Genomic DNA, 15,188 nt, shown 5'->3' on the forward strand with positions numbered 1-15,188 from the left:
CTACCTCCTGTCCCAGATGGCGATGACCTGGCCGCGGCAGCGGACCCCGCCCAGGCAGGAGACGTAGGCGCCGTTGCCGTACGCCTTCTCGGCGGCGTCGAGGTCGTCGAAAACGGTGCCGTCGATAGCCCGGCACGGCTGGCAGGTGCTGCGGTCGAGCTGCTCGGAGGCGAGGTAGCGGGCGGCAGGGGCGTCGCGGAGCACCGCGATGCGGCCGGCTGCCTGCGCTGTGGAGAGTGCGCCGCCGACCTGGTCGCGTACCGCGCGCAGGGAGAGGGCGGCGAGGATCGCGGCCACCTCGACGGCGACCGCGGCCCCGGCCGCCCCGGGGACGGCCAGCCGCAGCGCGGCAGCGGCGGCGGCCCCGGCCAGGCCGGCAGCGAGCAGTGCGGCCACCGCGACCGCCACAGCCTCCAGATGCCCCTCTTCGATGGGGGGCGGTTCGACGCGGACGCCCTGGGCTGCGGCTTCGGCCGACATCTGCTCGGCGCTCGTCTCGGCCAACTCCAGCATCGCCACCGCGAGCAGTTCCGCGGCTTCCGTGCTGTCGATGGTGAGCTGGGTGAGCGCATGCACGTCGCCGTCGTCCACCGCTGCGGCGATCTGGGCGGCGAGCTGTGTCCGCCAGTCCTCGGCGATCGCGGGCCAGGCTTCGAGCACGGTGTCGAGCGCTGCCTGCCACGCCTCCTGCACCGCGTCGAGATCCGGCTCAGCGGCGGCCCGGACCGGCTCTGGCCCGGGGCGGCTGGCGGCGAGTTCCTGGCCCTCACGCGCTGGCGCGGGTTCGGGATCCGGGGGCTGGGGCGCCGGTGCTCGTACGGGCTCGGCCCGCTCGGGCAGCCGCCACGCCTCCCGCACGTACGCTTCCAGCGCCGGGTCGGGGGCGAGGGCTCCGGACCGCATGAGCTGCTCCAGCGCCTCGGCGGTGACTTCCTGCCGGGAGCCGACGTCGCTCACGACGATCCGCGGGGCGGGCTCGTCGGGCCCGAAGTTGAGGTCGACCAGGTCGGTGACGATGCCGGGCATTCCGGTCTGGCCGGTGGTGGCGGTGTCGGCGATCTCGTCGGCGATCGACTGGAGGCTGAGCAGGAACAGGTCGAGGAACGAGTCGCCGAGCGCCCTGGAGCCGTTGCTGGTGTCGCCGAGGTCCATCAGCCCGGCCAGCGCCTGGCGCGACATCTGCTGGTCGAGGTAGCGGATGAAGCCCATGGCGTCCGGCACCGAGCCGGTCATGCCGGTGATGGCCAGCCGGAACCCGTCCGGGAGGCCGACCCCGGCGCGGTCGCCGACCCGCATCGCGGACGCCAGCCGCTGGGCTTCGGCGACCTGGCCGGGTGTGGCCCCGGGCGGGGCGGCCACGGACGGCACTCCCATGCCGAAACGGCGAATCGACGTGGCGTGGACGCGCCATACCTCGTGCTTGAGCAGCCAGGCGCCGTACGCGGGCCTGAGGAGGCTGCGGCCGGTCCAGTTGGCCGCCTCGCGGTCGTGCACGTACCAGACCAGCCGGTTCGCCGGGATCGGGCGCACCGCGGCGAGGTTCTGCGTGATCGACTGCACGGTCTCGTCGGCGGCCAGCTGGATCTGGCCGATGGTGTGCGGCATCCGCTCGCCGAGATTCACGAGCCGGGCCTGCCCGCCGACGATGTCGTAGCGGCGCTCGAACGGCATGAACCCGAACGTCAAGCTCAGCAGCGCCAGCCGGAGGTGGTCGGCCCAGCGGACGCCGCGCCGCCGCGCTGGGCCGGGCTCCGGATCCACGCCGAGGATCGGCAGGCCAAGGTCGTCGGCGACGAGCTGCACGACCTCGTCGCGGCAGCCGGCCGGGTCCACGGCCCAGGTGGCTCGGCGGATCGGCAGCGTGTACGCCGACAGGACGGCGGTGAGCTGGGGGTCGGTGCGCATGAGCGCGTAGGTGCGGGCTGACAGCGGCCACGTCAGATCCTGGATCTGTTCCTGCAGGTCGCCGTACCAGGTGCCGTAGTTGGAGTCGAGGTGGCCGATGTCGCGGGTCGGGGCGCTAGCCATCGGCGGGCCCCCTCTCGAACTCGTCGGCGACGAGGCGCAGCACGTCGGCGATCCGGCGGCGCAGCTCGCTGTGGTCCACGCGGACCTCGATCTCCCAGGTCCCACCGGCGTTGCGCACGGCCGGGCCCTCGACGAGCGGCAGGTCCACGGACCCGACTTCGGCGGTGGTGCCGCCGATCTGGAGCACGACGGGTAGGGCGGGGCGAACCATGCTGATCACTCCCGCTCTGCGCGACTCCACACGGCGTCGTTGGCCTCGTGTACAACCTGCCAAAGCTCCTGGCGCCGGGCTTCGTCGGCCTCGGCCCACTTGTCGCGCATCGAGTCGACCGCATGCACCAGTCGGCGCACCTCGACAGGCAGACCAGCGATCTCGTCGGGTTCGCCGGAGATCATGGGACGGAGGGTGTATCCCTCGTTCAGGGTGTCGGCCACCGCGCGCAGGAATCGCTCTAGCTGCGCCCACCGGTGAGAGTCAGAGTCGAGCACCTCAACACTGCCGAGGTCGTACGCCTTGTCGCCCACGGTCAGCGAGACCGGCAGAACCGTCATATCCGTCCCCCCTCAGTAGTTGATGCTCATCAAGTCGAGGCCGCTCGTGTCGCCGGTCGCCGCGGCGTACGCCTGCCCGATCACGTCGTCCACGGCCGCAGCGGCGCGCCGGGCGTCGACCTCGGCGGCGGACTCCGACGGCAGCCAGTGCGCTGAGACGACCCGAGCCGCGTACGAGAGCGTGTCCACCTGGTCGTCATGCGCGGCGGTCGGGAACGACGCGAGCTCATCGCACCAGTCGTCCAGCCAGTCGGCGTGCGCCGGGAACCACACCCGGTGCTGCTTCACCCGCGAGGTGGCCGGCAGCGCCCTCGTGAGCTTGTCGGTCTCTGCCTTCAACGGCTGGACCGGCACCCCGCTGGCGGTGGCGTCGATGACCAGCGTGGTGCCGATGAACGCCGACTCGACGAACACAGTGTCGGCATTCCACCGCTCGCGCAGCGGCCGGACCAGGTCCCAGTGATCTTCTTCGCCGACGCGGGCCCGGGCCCGGTCGAGCAGAATCAGGTCGCCATCCAAGCCGATCGCCCACACGGAAGCGACCGTGTAGTCCGCGCTGGTGCGCTTCGACGCGGCCAAGTCGACCGTCATGAACCGCCAGCAGTCGTCGAGAGCGACAGTCCGCCCGCCGAGGTCCAGGCGTTGGCCCTGCATGACGCCGTGCCGCGACGGGTCGGCAGGCATGCGCTGCCAGTAGCGGAAGTCCTGCCGCTTGAACAGATTGCCCTCGGCCGCGGTAGGGGTCTGCTGGTAGATGCTGTTCCACACGTACGCCGACCTGGTGGCCTGCAGCTTCCGGAAGTAGCCAGGCTTCCGGCGTTGCACCGATGTAAGCTCCTCGCCCGGGCGGCGGCCGAGCGGATCCCCCGGTCCTGCGATCGCGGGGATGCGGACGATCCGCCAGTCGCCGGGCTCGCGCGTCTCCAGCCGGCCGGCCAGGTCGTCCTCGTGCCAGCGAGTGTTGTGGCTCACCAGCCCGTTGGCGATGAAATTCTCCGTGCGGGCAATCTGAAGGTCGAATACATCTTCGCGCCCGCACGGCTCCACTGCGACAACTTCGTCAGGCGTGACGCTCCAAGTACCTAGCGGCAGCCCTGAGAATTTCGGGTGACTTCCCGTATCCGACGGCGAGGTTGCAGTCGTTGCAGAGCAGCCCGCGCACCTTTCCGGTGTCGTGGTCGTGGTCGACGCATAACTTCCCGTTCCAGTGGGCTCGGGTGTTGCTGTCCGACGGTGGCTGTCCGCAGATGGCGCAGTTCCCACCCTGCTCGCTGATAAGGAAGTCAACCTCTTCATCGGTGAGCCCGTAACGATGCTTGAGATGAGCTCTGCGACGCGCCGCAGCGTTGACCGAAGGTGGGCGATGGCCGGATGCCCAACGAGCCTTGTTGTAGTGGGAGGTACACATCCCCTTGCATCGTGCTGCCGAGTCGCATCCGTCAACGGAACATGTGACTCCGCGCCATTTCCCCCAATAGCCGTCAGGATGCTTACTCCCGGCCGGATTTGATCCGTTCGCAGCCATGACTCTTTTCCGTTCGCATCGATGGTCAAAAACGGATGCCGGGCGTTGGCCCTGACAATTCGTCCTGATTTCATCCTAATGCGAAGGAGATCATCCGGTCCCTGGTTTGCCCAGTTCATCACTGTTGACGTGGTGAGTTCGCCACCTTCATAGGTAGCCACCTCGTCGCCAGGGCGAATGTCGCGCAACGGCTTTTCGCTGCCGTCTGGCAAGAGCACGGGGGTGTCCCCGGTCATGCACATCATGAGCACGACCTTCGCCCGGGAGGACAGGCGGGTGGAGCCGTTGGACTCCCACCAGTCCCATGCCGCGTCGCGGTACGTCGCGGATTCGGCTTCGGCGCGGCCTCGTACGGGGTCGTCGATGATGAGCACGTCGACCGGTTCGCCGGTGATGCCGCCGGCGATTCCGACGCAGATGAGCTGGCCGCCTTGTTCGGTCTCCCACCGGCCGGCGGCTCGGGAGTCGGCGCGCAGGGTGATGCCGAGCTGCGGGTGGGCGAGGATGTCGCGGCGGATCTGCCGGCCCCACCGTTCGGCCTTGTTGTCGGCGTAGGAGACGATCGCGATCCGCAGGGTGGGGTCGTGGGCGAGCAGCCAGGCCGGGGTGCGGCGGCTGATCTTCTGCGACTTCCCTTCCTGGGGCGGGCAGAACACCATCAGCTTGTCGTGCTGGCCGCCGTCGAACAGGTCGGCGAGCTCGCGGTCGATGAGGTCGAGCATCGCGGTCTGCCGGTGGGTGCGGTCCAGCGCGGTGGCCATGGCGCCTGGTGAGGGCCAGGGCCGGGCCTTGATCTGGAAGTGCCGGGCCGCCACCTCCCACGGCGACAGCGTCGCCGTCACGGCTCGCCGACCGTGAGGATCCCGGACCGGCGGACCGGCCGCTGCGTGCTGGTGGTGATGCGCGTCCACACCACGTACTGGCCCGGCGCCAACTCCAGGCTGCTGCCCTGGCCGATGACCAGCACGGCATCCGTGCCGTCCCACGCCGCATCGTGGTATTCCGAATCGGCCGGCTCTCCCGACGTCTCCAGCACCACAGCCAGTTCGACTGGCCACGCAGAGAAGTCAGCACCCCAGCCGACGCGCAACTCTTCCTTCGAGGTCACGGGCATGTACGCCATCCGGCTACTCACCTCCCAGGCGGGGCGGGCCGACGAGCCAGCCGAGCCGCACACCCCCAGACAGCCACGTGAGGCGGGGCGGGCCGACAACGATGGACGGCAGATCGGGGTCGACCGCGTCGGAGGTTCCGGTGAGGCTGGCGGTGATCGCGGGCAGGACCGCCGCGAGCACGGCCTGCGGCGGGTCGGACACCTGGCCGGCGAGCGAGGCGGTCAGCGCGGGCAGAGCAGCGGCGATGCTGCCCTCGACCTCGACAACGCCCGACAGGGCAGCGGTCAACGGCGGAAGCTGGGCGCCGATCTGGCCGAGCACTTCGACCGTCGCGGAGGCCGCCATGACGACCGCGGGCAGGTTGGCGGTGAGGCTGCCCTCGACCGTCACCGCCCCGTCGAAGCTGGCCGTGACCGCTGGCAGGACGCCGTCCAGGACGCCGGTGACGGTGTCGGAGAGCGTGGATGCGCTGCTGCCGGGGGTACCGTCCCAGGACCCGCCAGGGGTCGTGTCGCCGTCGAAGTAGTCGCCCAAGGCCGCTGTCTGCTCGATCAGGACCATGGTCGTGTGGACGGTGGTGACGGCGTAGTTGGCCCCGTCCAAGATGATCTGGGCGAGCGCCGCCCCGCTGGGAGCGGTGGCGGTGAGGCTGGCCCGGGTCACCACTCCGGACGTCAGCGTGTACGAGCCGTTGCTGTAGGAAATGACACCGTTGGCGGCGTCGCGCCATTCGATGTAGATGCTGCCGCCGCTCGAGAAGCCGTTGGCCGGGCGGATGTACACGCTGGCCGTGTAGTCCAAGCCGGGCGCTACCGCTCCTGCGGAGGTGCGAAGGAAGGTGCCGCTGGTGTATTCAGCCGCGAAGGGGCGGCCGAAGCCGGTCACCGCCTGGCGGGTCGGTGTCGCCTCGCCGCCCCACCCGGCCGTGTCGTTGCTCAGGCACGGGTTGATGCAGCTGTTGTGCCTGGTCGCCATGAGTTATGCGAGCGTGGAGCTGCCGCGCGATACGTAGCCCTGCAGCGGCGGAAGGCTGGCGCACGTGTAGGTGACCTCGTGGGTGACTGGCACGCCGTTCTCGTCGCGGATCCACTCGCCCTGCTCGTCGAGGTCGATGACCGTGAGTACGGCGCGCACCGGGTCCTCGTTGTAGACGTACAGCATCCAGCCGGTGACCAAGGGGATGTTGTTGGCCGAGCACCAGTTCATCAGCATCTTGTAGGGCGGGCTGGTCATGTGGGCCGGGTTGTGCCGGACCTCCACGGTCAGGTACAGCATGATGCCTCCTAGCTCGCGGGCATGGTCACGGTGCCGGCGTTGACCGTCACGTTCACGCCGATGCTGATGGTGGTCGTGTTCATCGTCAGGTCGCCGCCGCCGCCAGTCGCCGTGACGCTGCCGTCCAGGACGCCGAGCCCTGTGCCCGCGGCCTCGGTGGAGTCGAGGAGCCGGAACCAGCCGGCGGTGCCGTTGGCCAGGCCCGCGACAGTCAGGGCAGGGGTGGTGTCGAGCCCGACCGCGCCGGCGACGGCTGCAGCGAACGCCGGGTCGCTCAACGTGAATTCCGCGAGCAGGGTGCCGCTGGGTGCGGTGGCAGGGGTGGCGGGCTGGCTTCCGGTGTAGATGCGCAGCTTGCCGGCCGCGGAGCCGCCGTCGACGAGGGCGGCGACGGCGTTCGCCGCGGCGTTGCGGGCGGCGGTGTTGATGCGGAGCGCCATCGCGGTCCCTTCAGGTGACGTAGAGCGAGTAGGGGCCGAGAACGGGAATCTCTGGCGCGGAGGTGATCTTCACCCAGATGCCGTAGGTGCCGCCCTTCGTCAGGGGCAACGCGGTGGCCGGCCCGATGAGGACAGCGGCGTCTGTGCCGATCCATTCGGCGGTCTTCCAGTCGCCGCCGGCTGGATCCTGGCCGTCGGGAACGATCGCCATCTGCACCGGGAGCGAGGTGAGGGTTGCCGGGCCGGTGATGGGAACCTTCACGTACTCGGTGGACAGGCTCGGGATCCTCAATGCCGTCATCCGCGCCCCTTCAAGTCAGGTGGTGGGCGGGCGTGCAGACCAGCCTCGAGCGGGGTCTCCTGCCAGCCACGAGCGCTCCGGCTGGCGCGAGCCCCACCCGCGGCGGGGCGTTCCGGGGACAACGGTGATGTCCTGCAACACGAGGACGGCCAGCCCGTCGGTTGCCAAGACGGCTTCGCTCAGCGACGTCTGCAGGACCTCGGCAGCCGACAGCGCATCGGCGGCCGAGACGCTGTCGTCCAGTCCGGCGTCAGCCGCGACGGTCAGCGCGTCGATGCCCGCGATCGAGTCATCCAGGACCGGCGATACCAGGGTGGTCAGGTCGTCCACGCCGGTCGCGGTGTCGGCGAGGTCGACCGGGACGCCGCCGCCCACGTCGTCGGCCCCGATGATGGTCTCGGCGAGGGCGACGGTGACTCCGACCATCAGGTCGTCTACGGCGGCGACTGACTCGGTGAGGATCGTGTCGGCCGCGACGTCAAGGGTCTCGGAGGCGGATCCGGTGTCCGCCAGCGTGGCCGCCGCGGCGACGGTGACGTCGTCTGCCACCGTCCCTGTGTCGGTCAGGTCCTTCACCGTGGATCCGGAGGTCACGGTGACGGTGACGCCGCGGCGGAGCGTCGGCGAAGTCGTGATCGTGAACGACTGGACCCCAGTGGCGGCGCCGGAGGCGAGGGTCTTGTACGCGCCGGACACGTACACGAATTGCCGCGAGGAGATGTCGGCGAACTCGGTGTACGTGCCGGGCGGCGTGAGCGACTCGGATGTACCCATGCCGCCCGAGGCGGATACGAATCGGACGTCGAGGTCGGTCGTGCCCGCTGGTGTTGTCGACGGGGTCTGGATGCTGGTGCCTGTGCCGCCGGTACTGGTGGCGACGACAGGTGTGTTCGTGCTGGCGTCCTGGATGGCAATCATCGTGGCCGCAGCGTCAGCGCCGGAGTCCTGGTTGAAGGTGTAGGAGGCCGGTTCGCTGCCGCCGGCTATCTTCCAGTACAGCTTGCCGGGGTTGCTGCCGTCCGTCCCTGCGGTGGTGAGCGTGTTCCACGCTGTCCCGCCGGCCGAGATGGACATGGCGGCGAGGGCGCCGATGTCTGCCGAGTGCCAGGCGAGGAGCAGGTCTCCGGAGACGACGCCTGAGGGGCGCGCGCATACGAATGAGGCGCCGGCTCCGTTCTGGCTGGCCTGGGAGCTACCGCGTACGGATGGCATCGGCTACCTCCGGGCGCGCAAGCGTCCGTGACTGTCTACGAGAAGGTGCAGGTCGCTGTGGCCGCCCAGGTCTGTCCTGCGACCTTCGTGCCCTGGGCGATGGACGTCTTGTGGTTGAACAGCGTGGCGTTGACGGTCGCGGAGGATGTGACCGTGGGGGTGCCGATGTCGATGCCGAACTCGTTCCACGCGAAGTTGCCGTCGGCGGTGCCGAATGTCGCCTTCAGCGTGAGCACTCCCGCGCTGGTCTGCGGGTAGGTGGCGTCCATTGTCTGGAACCAGCGGTTGGCGGAGCCGGCGGCGGCTGACAGGTTGGTGTCGCCGATGGCGGCGGCCGGGTTGGTGGCGTTGCCGACCCCGATGCGGGCGCTGGTGTTGGTGATGGCCTGCCCGCCGGCTGCAGTGAGGAGCGCGGTGAGGCGGGTGAGCCCGGCGGTGGTGACCAGGTTGCCGTGGACTTCGGTCGTCTCGTAGGGCAGGACGCCGAGGCGGGCGAAGTCGGCCGCGGTGGGGGCGGCCAGGCGGGAGCGGCGCTGTACCCAGGCAGTCTGCTCGGCGTCGAACCTGTCGATCAGCCAGTGCGTGGTGGCGCGTGAGAGCTCGACGGCGGGCATGGGGCACACTCCTGGCGATCAGTCGAACGGACGTACGAGAATGTGGAGGTGGAACCATCGCGCGTTGAGCTGCACAACTGGCCGTACAACCCGTCCGAGCCGGGCGGCTGGGTGGCGCCGTACGGCAACCCCATCCACCGGTGGCGCGTCACTTACGTCCACGCTCGCTACGTCGCCCCGAAGGTGCTGCCGGGCGACCTCGACGAGCACGGCCGGCCGATGAAGCCGCGCATCGAACTCCGCGCCTACCTCGTCGACCTGGACGGTAGTCAGTTCGGGTTGCCGGACCACGAGCATGTGCTGCTGCATCAGGTGCCGCCGGTCGGCTGGTGGCTCATCAAGCCGGCCGACGACGAGCACCTTGCCAGGATCGAACGGTTCAAGGTCTAGGCGGCGGCCCGGAAACGCTCGCGCAGCGCGGCGCGCAGCTGGTCGCGGAGCTCAGCTGTCTCGGGCACGTCCTCGCCGCGGGCGATGCACCCGTCGATGGTGGCGAGGTCGTTGTAGTCGTAGTAGGTGCGCCGGTCGTGGCGGCCGAGCTTGCGCGCCTGGTAGCGGCTGCCCCACGAGCGGATCGTGGCCGGGTCCTTGCGAAGTCGGAGCGCGGCGTCGGCGGCGGTGATCGGTTCGGGGTCGATGGTGCACCCCCCGGAAACGCGTAATGCCCCCCGCGGTGGCGTGAGGGCATTCGTGTGCTGTCTGCGTGAAGTGTGGCACAGCAGGTCAGGAGGGTTCAAGTCGGACTGACGCCGAGCCATTCGGCGACCGTCATGGGCAGCGCTGTGTCCGGGACGATGATGGGCAGCAGGTGCGGGATGACGAGCACGCCGTCGGCGACAGGGTGCACGTCGCAGGCGAGCGTGTCGATATCCGTCATGAGATCCATTATCCCAGGTGACCCGGCTCGCGGCATCACATCGGCCCATCCTCGCGCGCGAGTTCGGCCGCCTCCCGCTGCCATGTCACCGCGATCGGCTCGCCGCGCTCCTGCGCCAACCGGGTTACCAGGTGGGTGACGATGTCCAGGGTTGCTCGGTTCATCGCGGCCGGCCCCATTCCCATGATCGGGTGCACGAGTTGGGGCTGGATCGTCGCGAGCAGCGCGATCATCTCCTCCTCGTTGTCCGGCGATCGGTTGAGGTGGAGGGTCATCTCCTGGATGAGTGCAGCCTGCTTGACGGCAACCAGCTGTTGGAACTCGGCGTACTCCTCCGGCGTAAACTCGTCCCGCACCTCGTCGCCCGGCCTCCGCTCGGGCGGCGGTGTGCCGGGTTCGGCGAGAAGGCAGATCCGGTCGTGCTCGACGCGGTACTGCTCCACGGGTTTCTCGCCAAGAGCGCGCGTGTTGTACCCGATGATCATGCCGCATCTCTCGCACCTGACCAGTTCGGGCAGGAAGCGCCTGAGCAGCCAGCGGATCATGCGGTGAGCTCTTCCGCTGCAGCGGCCGGGGCCTGCGTCAGCTCGGGAACGTACTTGTAGATGGTCGCCCGGCTCACGTTGAGCAGGCGGGCGATCGACGACACGGTGTTCTTCGGGTTGGTCAGCAGGGTGCGGGCGTGCTCGACCTGCTCTGGAGTCATGGCCGGTGGCCGACCGAGGCGCTGCCCGCGATCTCGGGCGGCCTGGACACCGGCGATCGTGCGCTCCCGGATGATGTCGCGCTCCAGTTCCGCGAAGGCGGCCATCATCGTGAAGAAGAACTTCCCTTCGCCGGTCGGGCTGTAGTTGCCCGCGAGGCGGCCCGTCAGGATCTTCAGCCCGATTCCTTGATCGTGCAGATCCTCGGCAATGATCAAGACGTCCTTGGTGGATCGGCCGAGCCGGTCGAGCTTCCAGACGACGAGGGTGTCTCCGGGGCGGAGGTAGTCGAGCGCGGCGGCGAGGCCGGGCCGGTCCTTCTTCCGGGTGGAGACCTTCTCGTCGAAGATGCGGATACAGCCGGCGGCGGTGAGGGCGTCGAGCTGGAGTTGCAGGTCTTGGTCGTCGGTGGAGACCCGGGCGAGGCCGACGAGAGCTCCGGTCTGGGTGGGGGTTGCAGCCTTTGTGTTCAAGAAAGGTCTCTTCCTTGATTCTTAGACAGAAGACTTTGCGACATGATTTTCAGACAGACTGCGGGATTCGGGAAGGGCTTCGAACCTCGGTTAGGCGAATGTGTCTACAAGGGAGCGATTTACAACATGATCCACACACCCATGCCCGGGATCCTCCTGCGATGTTCCGGCGCTTCGCGACGCCTCTCAATCACGATGGCTTCTCATCCTCCGGCCACGCGTCGGCGTAGACCAGCATCAGGTCGCGCCACAAATCCTTCACGGGGCGACCCTCGACACGAGCCAGCTGCCGAACCAGGAGATGTATCAGATGCATGGAAGCCATGAGCTGGACGTCTCGCGGAACCTCATTCGCGACCCTGGCGACCGCGTTGAGGACCATCGGATCGTCAGATCGACCTCCCTCTTGGAGTTCAAGGGTCGCGGTCACCATCGCAAGGACAGCGTTCATGTGCTCCTTGCTGAACGCTGGTTCCTGGATCTCGCTCATGTTGCTCCGATCTCCTGCTGCTCGTACTCGTCGGCCTGTCTCGCGTACTCGCTGTCGTGCTCGCGCTGGTTCAACAACCTGCCACACCCGCCGCACTCGTAGTAGCCGTCATCCTTGCGCCGCACCTGACGTTCCGCGCAGCGCGGGCACCTGATCGGCGACCGCGCCGACACCGGATCCGACTTCGACATCGCGCGCAGCTTCCGCTGCCAGCGCAGCACCGCCAGCCCGAACGCCACCGACCCCGGGTGGAGGAGGATGTCGTCGATCTGGCCGAGCAGCCAGCCCACCGTCAGCGCCCGGGCGTGCCCTCCGCGGGCCCGGCGCGGCCGGGGAGCGTAGCCGCGGACTTCCCGCCACTGGTCTTCCACCTCGGCCAGCACGCTGAACAGCTCATCCAGGCTGTCCACGATCGACGTGTGCGACGGGGCGGCCGTCCCGTTCGGACCGGCTGCGGTGCCGCCGCGGTGGCCGTCGATGCCAGCGGCGAGTAGTGCGGCGGTGTCGTCGAGTTCGGCGAGTGCGCTGCGGATGTGGCTGGCGCACCGGTGGTCCCACACGGGTTCGCCGAGGTGGACGGCGATGGACGGTTGCTCGGGGGCGGTCGGGCGGTCGCCGCGGTCGTCGCCGGGCGTGTTGAGCCAGGCGTGCATGGCGGCGGCGTGCTGTTCGAGCGCCTGGTCGTATGCGGTCCAGGCGGCGCGCGCCTGTCGGTTGCACGGACCGTTGCAGGCGTCGAGGCTGATCGGCACGGTTACTCCCCCTGATCGGTGGTGGTGCGTCGTTCTCCGCACCAGCAGGCGCGGGTGGTGATGGTGGCGTTGCTGAGGCCGCCGGCGAGGGTGACGGTGAGGGTGGTCCATCGGTGGCGGTGGAAGAGTCGGCGGAGCCGGTTCATCGGCGCCGCCTCCGGTACTCGCGCTTCACGCGCGCCGCGTCGGGGCCGGGCCGGCCGGTGGTGAGCTGCCACCGCCACCAGGTGAGCCGGGATGCGGGTGCGGTGAGGGTCAGCGAGATGCGGAGTGGCCGCAGGATGGGTTCGGCCGCCGGGAGGTCGTCGATGATGACGAGCCCGTCGTCCTCGATGTAGCCCAGGTCCACCCAGTCGGGCACCCAGGGGGCCAGGTCATCCATGCTGGTCTCCTTCGAGTGCGTCACGGATGCGCTGCGCTGCGGCCGGGTAGTCGGCGATGGCGGTGGGGTCGCCGGCGTGGTTCATGACGAGGTCGAGGTCGTCCCTGGCGACGGTCACCATGCCGGGCAGGTCCTGGCCGTCGAGCACGGCGAGCAGGTCGCGGCGCACGTCGTCGGGGCACAGGTGGTCGTGGGTGGGGTGCCCCTCCCGGCCGAGGTGGTCGGCGAGGGCTTGGATGCGGGCGTTGACGGTCGCGAGGTCAGGCATGGTCGGGCTCCTGTCCGTCGAGGATCTGCCTGGTGTCGCATGGTGCGAGGGTGATGCAGGTGGGGCAGTACCGGCCGCTCGGCGCGTTCGTTTGGGAGAGCTCGTCCAGCGAGGGGTGGCGTTCGCGGGCGAGGGCGATGCGCTGGCGGAGGTCGTTGAGCTCGGCGGTGGCGATGAGGGTGTGGTCGGTGGCGGCCCATCCGTGGGGGACGCGGGTGATGTGGGAGCCGTCGAACGTCTCGATGATGTGGTGGTCGGTCACTGGTCCTCGTCTCTGCGGCGAAGGAGAGGCGCTGTGCTGTGTTGCACAGCATCGCTGAGGATGCATCTCTGCGGCGCTGTAGCGGTCGTGGGCGGGTTTTCGGGGCGGGTTCGGGCTATCGGGGCGGCGGTTCGGGAGAATCGCTCTCAGCCGCGCGGCGGCTGGCTTCGAGGACGCCGCGGATGCACGTCGTCTCGATGTCGCCGAGGACGCGGCGGATGTACCGCCTGCCCTCGCGGGTGAGCGGCAGCGTGGTCTTCATGCCGGTGATGCCGTTCAGTCCTGTCCACTCATAGTCGTCAGGGTGGATTTCCACGGTGAACCGCACGTGCGGGGCCCGCCCCTGACGGCAGAGCGCCCGGTAGTCGCGCTTGGCCTGTTGCCATTCCCGGAGGCGGCGGATGGCGTAGCGGATGCGGATCACGACCCACCCCCAGCCGTGCGGGCCGCGCGCTCCTCCGCCTCGGTCCACCGCCACGACGGCAGCAGCGCGCACACGGCCAGCATGTCGCCCTCCGCGATCCTGGCGGCGGACTCGAAGTCGTCCGCCTCGATCAGCAGCACCCGCCGCATGTCGTCCGGCGCGCCGTCGGCGTACTCGCGGCGGCCCGCGGCGACGCGGCGCAGCAGCTTCGCGATCCGCTCGCGCTCGATCTGGCGTGCGATCGCGTACTTGCGGCCGGTCATCTCCGAGGTGAGCTGGCAGGTGTCGCAGGTGGCCACGTCGCCGGTCCAGGTGACGTCGAGGTGGGCCGGGTTGGGGCAGGTCCAGAACTGGATCGGGGCGCGGCCGAGCGCGGCCATCAGGTCGTCGCCGGTCACGACGCACCTCCGGCGACCTCGAGGAGGATCCCGGGCACGATGGTTGGCACCAGTGCCCGCTGCCCCGCGGTCAGTTCCAGCGCGTCGAGGATGCGGGAGATCGCCCCGGCCAGCAGTTGCCCTTGGGCCTCGGCGAGGCGGATCTCCCGGTCGGCGATCCCCATGTCGTGGGCCACCTTCGCGTAGCGGACACACCGGTCCCGCTCCTCCGCCTCGAGCTTCGCGAGGCCGCGGACGGCTTCGCCGGACTCGTACACCCCGACGGATGGCGACGCCGAGAAGGTGTGCCCGACGAGCCCTTCGCCGTAGCCGACACCGCGAGACGGGTCCGCCTCCTCGAGCTGCTGCTGCAGCAGGCCCGCGTAGATGTGCACCCTGGCCCAGCTCATCTGGAGCATTGCCATCACCGCCTCCGCCGGGCTGACGTCCTGCCGGCCGGGCACCGCACGCCACGCCGACAGGGCCTCGCCCTTCGCCTTTGCCACCGCCGTCGACACGCCGGCGTGCGTACGGCACGTCGCGGTGCCGCGGATCGCAAGGCCATGGCAGCGGGACTGGCTGCGCTTGGACTGCTTCGAGCACTCCCACTTGCCGTGCTGGTCGCACCAGGCCGCGCCCGCGGCACGCATGAGGTCGTCGCTGGTCAAGAGGTCACCTCGGGGATGTGGAGGATGTAGGGCTGGCCGCACTGCCCGATGCGGTAGCGGCGGCCGGTGGCGGGTTGGTGCCAGTGGATGCGCTCGCAGTGGGGGCAGGTGACGATGGCCCACTGCCTGCCGGGGACGATGCGGGCAATCGCGACGACGGTGATGAGGCACACCTCGACCGGGGCTTTGCCGTCGCGTCGGGCCGGTTGGGGGCGTCCGCAGACGGTGGCGCAGCCGTCGGGGCAGACGCCCATGGTGTCGGGGCGCCCGCAGATGAGGCAGAGGGCTGCGCAGGGGATGCGCCCGGCCCAGGGTCGCGGCAGGTCGAGGACGTGCCGGCGGTTGCGGCGCTTGGTGGTGTTCTCGGGTTGCGGTTCGGGGGCGGGTTCGTCCCACAGGGTGGGCTGTTCGAGGAGGGCGGCGGGGCGGTTCATCGGGTGCCGCCGCGG

Annotated in this window: 26 protein-coding genes; 1 reads left to right on the forward strand and 25 read right to left on the reverse strand. The window is 69.6% G+C overall.

The genetic code is table 11. The annotated features are described in order from the left end of the window. The 11 genes from HD595_RS33735 to HD595_RS33785 form a co-directional block, all read right to left on the reverse strand. Entirely contained in the window at positions 1-2,028 is a 2,028-nt protein-coding gene (locus HD595_RS33735) for a phage portal protein family protein (protein WP_253776171.1), read from the reverse strand. Then, the gene (locus HD595_RS33740) at positions 2,021-2,239 is read right to left on the reverse strand and encodes a hypothetical protein (protein WP_253776181.1); all 219 of its coding nucleotides are present in this window, start codon (positions 2,237-2,239) and stop codon (positions 2,021-2,023) included. The genes HD595_RS33735 and HD595_RS33740 overlap by 8 nt, the downstream gene beginning before the upstream one ends. A gap of 5 nt (positions 2,240-2,244) precedes the next feature. Then, a complete protein-coding gene (locus HD595_RS33745) occupies positions 2,245-2,580 on the reverse strand; it encodes a hypothetical protein (RefSeq protein ID WP_253776182.1) in 336 nt (111 codons plus the stop codon). 12 nt (positions 2,581-2,592) lie between these two features. Continuing rightward, complete coding sequence (gene terL / locus HD595_RS33750) at positions 2,593-4,947, reverse strand: phage terminase large subunit (protein ID WP_253776184.1); 2,355 nt, start codon at positions 4,945-4,947, stop codon at positions 2,593-2,595. Beyond that, complete coding sequence (locus HD595_RS33755; protein ID WP_253776186.1) at positions 4,944-5,228, reverse strand: hypothetical protein; 285 nt, start codon at positions 5,226-5,228, stop codon at positions 4,944-4,946. Before HD595_RS33755 ends, terL begins: the two co-directional genes overlap by 4 nt. A 4-nt stretch (positions 5,229-5,232) precedes the next feature. After that, positions 5,233-6,195, reverse strand: a complete 963-nt coding sequence (locus tag HD595_RS33760) for a hypothetical protein (RefSeq protein WP_253776188.1) — start codon at positions 6,193-6,195, stop codon at positions 5,233-5,235. Positions 6,196-6,198: 3 nt separating this feature from the next. Continuing rightward, positions 6,199-6,495: a hypothetical protein gene (locus HD595_RS33765; RefSeq protein WP_253776190.1), complete on the reverse strand. Its 297-nt coding sequence runs from the start codon at positions 6,493-6,495 to the stop codon at positions 6,199-6,201. 8 nt (positions 6,496-6,503) lie between these two features. After that, entirely contained in the window at positions 6,504-6,935 is a 432-nt protein-coding gene (locus HD595_RS33770) for a hypothetical protein (protein ID WP_253776192.1), read from the reverse strand. Positions 6,936-6,945: 10 nt separating this feature from the next. Then, the gene (locus tag HD595_RS33775; RefSeq protein WP_253776194.1) at positions 6,946-7,236 is read right to left on the reverse strand and encodes a hypothetical protein; all 291 of its coding nucleotides are present in this window, start codon (positions 7,234-7,236) and stop codon (positions 6,946-6,948) included. Between the two features lie 15 nt (positions 7,237-7,251). Further along, entirely contained in the window at positions 7,252-8,310 is a 1,059-nt protein-coding gene (locus HD595_RS33780; protein ID WP_253776196.1) for a hypothetical protein, read from the reverse strand. Between the two features lie 173 nt (positions 8,311-8,483). Next, entirely contained in the window at positions 8,484-9,062 is a 579-nt protein-coding gene (locus tag HD595_RS33785; RefSeq protein WP_253776198.1) for a hypothetical protein, read from the reverse strand. A gap of 48 nt (positions 9,063-9,110) precedes the next feature. Between HD595_RS33785 and HD595_RS33790 the strand changes: the two genes are divergently transcribed. Continuing rightward, positions 9,111-9,452, forward strand: coding sequence for a hypothetical protein (locus HD595_RS33790; protein ID WP_253776200.1), 342 nt, complete (start codon positions 9,111-9,113; stop codon positions 9,450-9,452). On the opposite strand, the gene HD595_RS33795 is transcribed toward HD595_RS33790, so the two are convergent. The 14 genes from HD595_RS33795 to HD595_RS33860 form a co-directional block, all read right to left on the reverse strand. Then, complete coding sequence (locus HD595_RS33795; RefSeq protein WP_253776202.1) at positions 9,449-9,799, reverse strand: hypothetical protein; 351 nt, start codon at positions 9,797-9,799, stop codon at positions 9,449-9,451. The two genes, HD595_RS33790 and HD595_RS33795, sit on opposite strands and share 4 nt — an antisense overlap. After that, the gene (locus HD595_RS33800; RefSeq protein ID WP_253776204.1) at positions 9,796-9,939 is read right to left on the reverse strand and encodes a hypothetical protein; all 144 of its coding nucleotides are present in this window, start codon (positions 9,937-9,939) and stop codon (positions 9,796-9,798) included. The genes HD595_RS33795 and HD595_RS33800 overlap by 4 nt, the downstream gene beginning before the upstream one ends. Positions 9,940-9,974: 35 nt before the next feature. After that, a complete protein-coding gene (locus tag HD595_RS33805) occupies positions 9,975-10,484 on the reverse strand; it encodes a hypothetical protein (protein WP_253776206.1) in 510 nt (169 codons plus the stop codon). After that, complete coding sequence (locus HD595_RS33810) at positions 10,481-11,116, reverse strand: recombinase family protein (RefSeq protein ID WP_253776208.1); 636 nt, start codon at positions 11,114-11,116, stop codon at positions 10,481-10,483. The genes HD595_RS33805 and HD595_RS33810 overlap by 4 nt, the downstream gene beginning before the upstream one ends. Before the next feature lie 190 nt (positions 11,117-11,306). Then, on the reverse strand, positions 11,307-11,606 hold the full coding sequence (locus HD595_RS33815; RefSeq protein ID WP_253776210.1) for a hypothetical protein: 300 nt from the start codon (positions 11,604-11,606) through the stop codon (positions 11,307-11,309). After that, positions 11,603-12,358 carry an eL43 family ribosomal protein gene (locus tag HD595_RS33820; protein WP_253776212.1) on the reverse strand — a complete coding sequence of 252 codons (756 nt, stop codon included), beginning with the start codon at positions 12,356-12,358 and terminating at the stop codon, positions 11,603-11,605. Before HD595_RS33820 ends, HD595_RS33815 begins: the two co-directional genes overlap by 4 nt. A gap of 2 nt (positions 12,359-12,360) precedes the next feature. Beyond that, on the reverse strand, positions 12,361-12,504 hold the full coding sequence (locus HD595_RS33825; RefSeq protein ID WP_253776214.1) for a hypothetical protein: 144 nt from the start codon (positions 12,502-12,504) through the stop codon (positions 12,361-12,363). After that, positions 12,501-12,740 (reverse strand): hypothetical protein, encoded by a 240-nt coding sequence (locus HD595_RS33830; protein WP_253776216.1) that lies wholly within the window; start codon positions 12,738-12,740, stop codon positions 12,501-12,503. Before HD595_RS33830 ends, HD595_RS33825 begins: the two co-directional genes overlap by 4 nt. Next, positions 12,733-13,008: a hypothetical protein gene (locus HD595_RS33835; protein ID WP_253776218.1), complete on the reverse strand. Its 276-nt coding sequence runs from the start codon at positions 13,006-13,008 to the stop codon at positions 12,733-12,735. Before HD595_RS33835 ends, HD595_RS33830 begins: the two co-directional genes overlap by 8 nt. Then, on the reverse strand, positions 13,001-13,270 hold the full coding sequence (locus HD595_RS33840; RefSeq protein WP_253776220.1) for a hypothetical protein: 270 nt from the start codon (positions 13,268-13,270) through the stop codon (positions 13,001-13,003). Before HD595_RS33840 ends, HD595_RS33835 begins: the two co-directional genes overlap by 8 nt. 115 nt (positions 13,271-13,385) lie before the next feature. Next, the gene (locus HD595_RS33845; protein ID WP_253776222.1) at positions 13,386-13,694 is read right to left on the reverse strand and encodes a hypothetical protein; all 309 of its coding nucleotides are present in this window, start codon (positions 13,692-13,694) and stop codon (positions 13,386-13,388) included. Then, a complete protein-coding gene (locus HD595_RS33850) occupies positions 13,691-14,092 on the reverse strand; it encodes a hypothetical protein (protein WP_253776224.1) in 402 nt (133 codons plus the stop codon). Before HD595_RS33850 ends, HD595_RS33845 begins: the two co-directional genes overlap by 4 nt. After that, positions 14,089-14,739 (reverse strand): hypothetical protein, encoded by a 651-nt coding sequence (locus tag HD595_RS33855; protein WP_253776226.1) that lies wholly within the window; start codon positions 14,737-14,739, stop codon positions 14,089-14,091. The genes HD595_RS33850 and HD595_RS33855 overlap by 4 nt, the downstream gene beginning before the upstream one ends. Then, positions 14,736-15,173 (reverse strand): hypothetical protein, encoded by a 438-nt coding sequence (locus HD595_RS33860; RefSeq protein WP_253776228.1) that lies wholly within the window; start codon positions 15,171-15,173, stop codon positions 14,736-14,738. Before HD595_RS33860 ends, HD595_RS33855 begins: the two co-directional genes overlap by 4 nt. Positions 15,174-15,188: the final 15 nt, after the last annotated feature.

Origin of the sequence: Nonomuraea roseoviolacea subsp. carminata (genome assembly GCF_024172185.1) — a bacterium.
GTDB lineage: Bacteria > Actinomycetota > Actinomycetes > Streptosporangiales > Streptosporangiaceae > Nonomuraea > Nonomuraea roseoviolacea.

Coding starts and splice junctions, on each gene's coding strand:
- HD595_RS33735 (WP_253776171.1), bottom strand. CDS start 2,028: ATGGCTAGCGCCCCGACCCGCGACATCGGCCACCTCGACTCCAACTAC.
- HD595_RS33740 (WP_253776181.1), bottom strand. CDS start 2,239: ATGGTTCGCCCCGCCCTACCCGTCGTGCTCCAGATCGGCGGCACCACC.
- HD595_RS33745 (WP_253776182.1), bottom strand. CDS start 2,580: ATGACGGTTCTGCCGGTCTCGCTGACCGTGGGCGACAAGGCGTACGAC.
- HD595_RS33755 (WP_253776186.1), bottom strand. CDS start 5,228: ATGGCGTACATGCCCGTGACCTCGAAGGAAGAGTTGCGCGTCGGCTGG.
- HD595_RS33760 (WP_253776188.1), bottom strand. CDS start 6,195: ATGGCGACCAGGCACAACAGCTGCATCAACCCGTGCCTGAGCAACGAC.
- HD595_RS33765 (WP_253776190.1), bottom strand. CDS start 6,495: ATGCTGTACCTGACCGTGGAGGTCCGGCACAACCCGGCCCACATGACC.
- HD595_RS33770 (WP_253776192.1), bottom strand. CDS start 6,935: ATGGCGCTCCGCATCAACACCGCCGCCCGCAACGCCGCGGCGAACGCC.
- HD595_RS33775 (WP_253776194.1), bottom strand. CDS start 7,236: ATGACGGCATTGAGGATCCCGAGCCTGTCCACCGAGTACGTGAAGGTT.
- HD595_RS33780 (WP_253776196.1), bottom strand. CDS start 8,310: ATGTCCATCTCGGCCGGCGGGACAGCGTGGAACACGCTCACCACCGCA.
- HD595_RS33785 (WP_253776198.1), bottom strand. CDS start 9,062: ATGCCCGCCGTCGAGCTCTCACGCGCCACCACGCACTGGCTGATCGAC.
- HD595_RS33800 (WP_253776204.1), bottom strand. CDS start 9,939: ATGACGGATATCGACACGCTCGCCTGCGACGTGCACCCTGTCGCCGAC.
- HD595_RS33805 (WP_253776206.1), bottom strand. CDS start 10,484: ATGATCCGCTGGCTGCTCAGGCGCTTCCTGCCCGAACTGGTCAGGTGC.
- HD595_RS33815 (WP_253776210.1), bottom strand. CDS start 11,606: ATGAGCGAGATCCAGGAACCAGCGTTCAGCAAGGAGCACATGAACGCT.
- HD595_RS33825 (WP_253776214.1), bottom strand. CDS start 12,504: ATGAACCGGCTCCGCCGACTCTTCCACCGCCACCGATGGACCACCCTC.
- HD595_RS33830 (WP_253776216.1), bottom strand. CDS start 12,740: ATGGATGACCTGGCCCCCTGGGTGCCCGACTGGGTGGACCTGGGCTAC.
- HD595_RS33835 (WP_253776218.1), bottom strand. CDS start 13,008: ATGCCTGACCTCGCGACCGTCAACGCCCGCATCCAAGCCCTCGCCGAC.
- HD595_RS33860 (WP_253776228.1), bottom strand. CDS start 15,173: ATGAACCGCCCCGCCGCCCTCCTCGAACAGCCCACCCTGTGGGACGAA.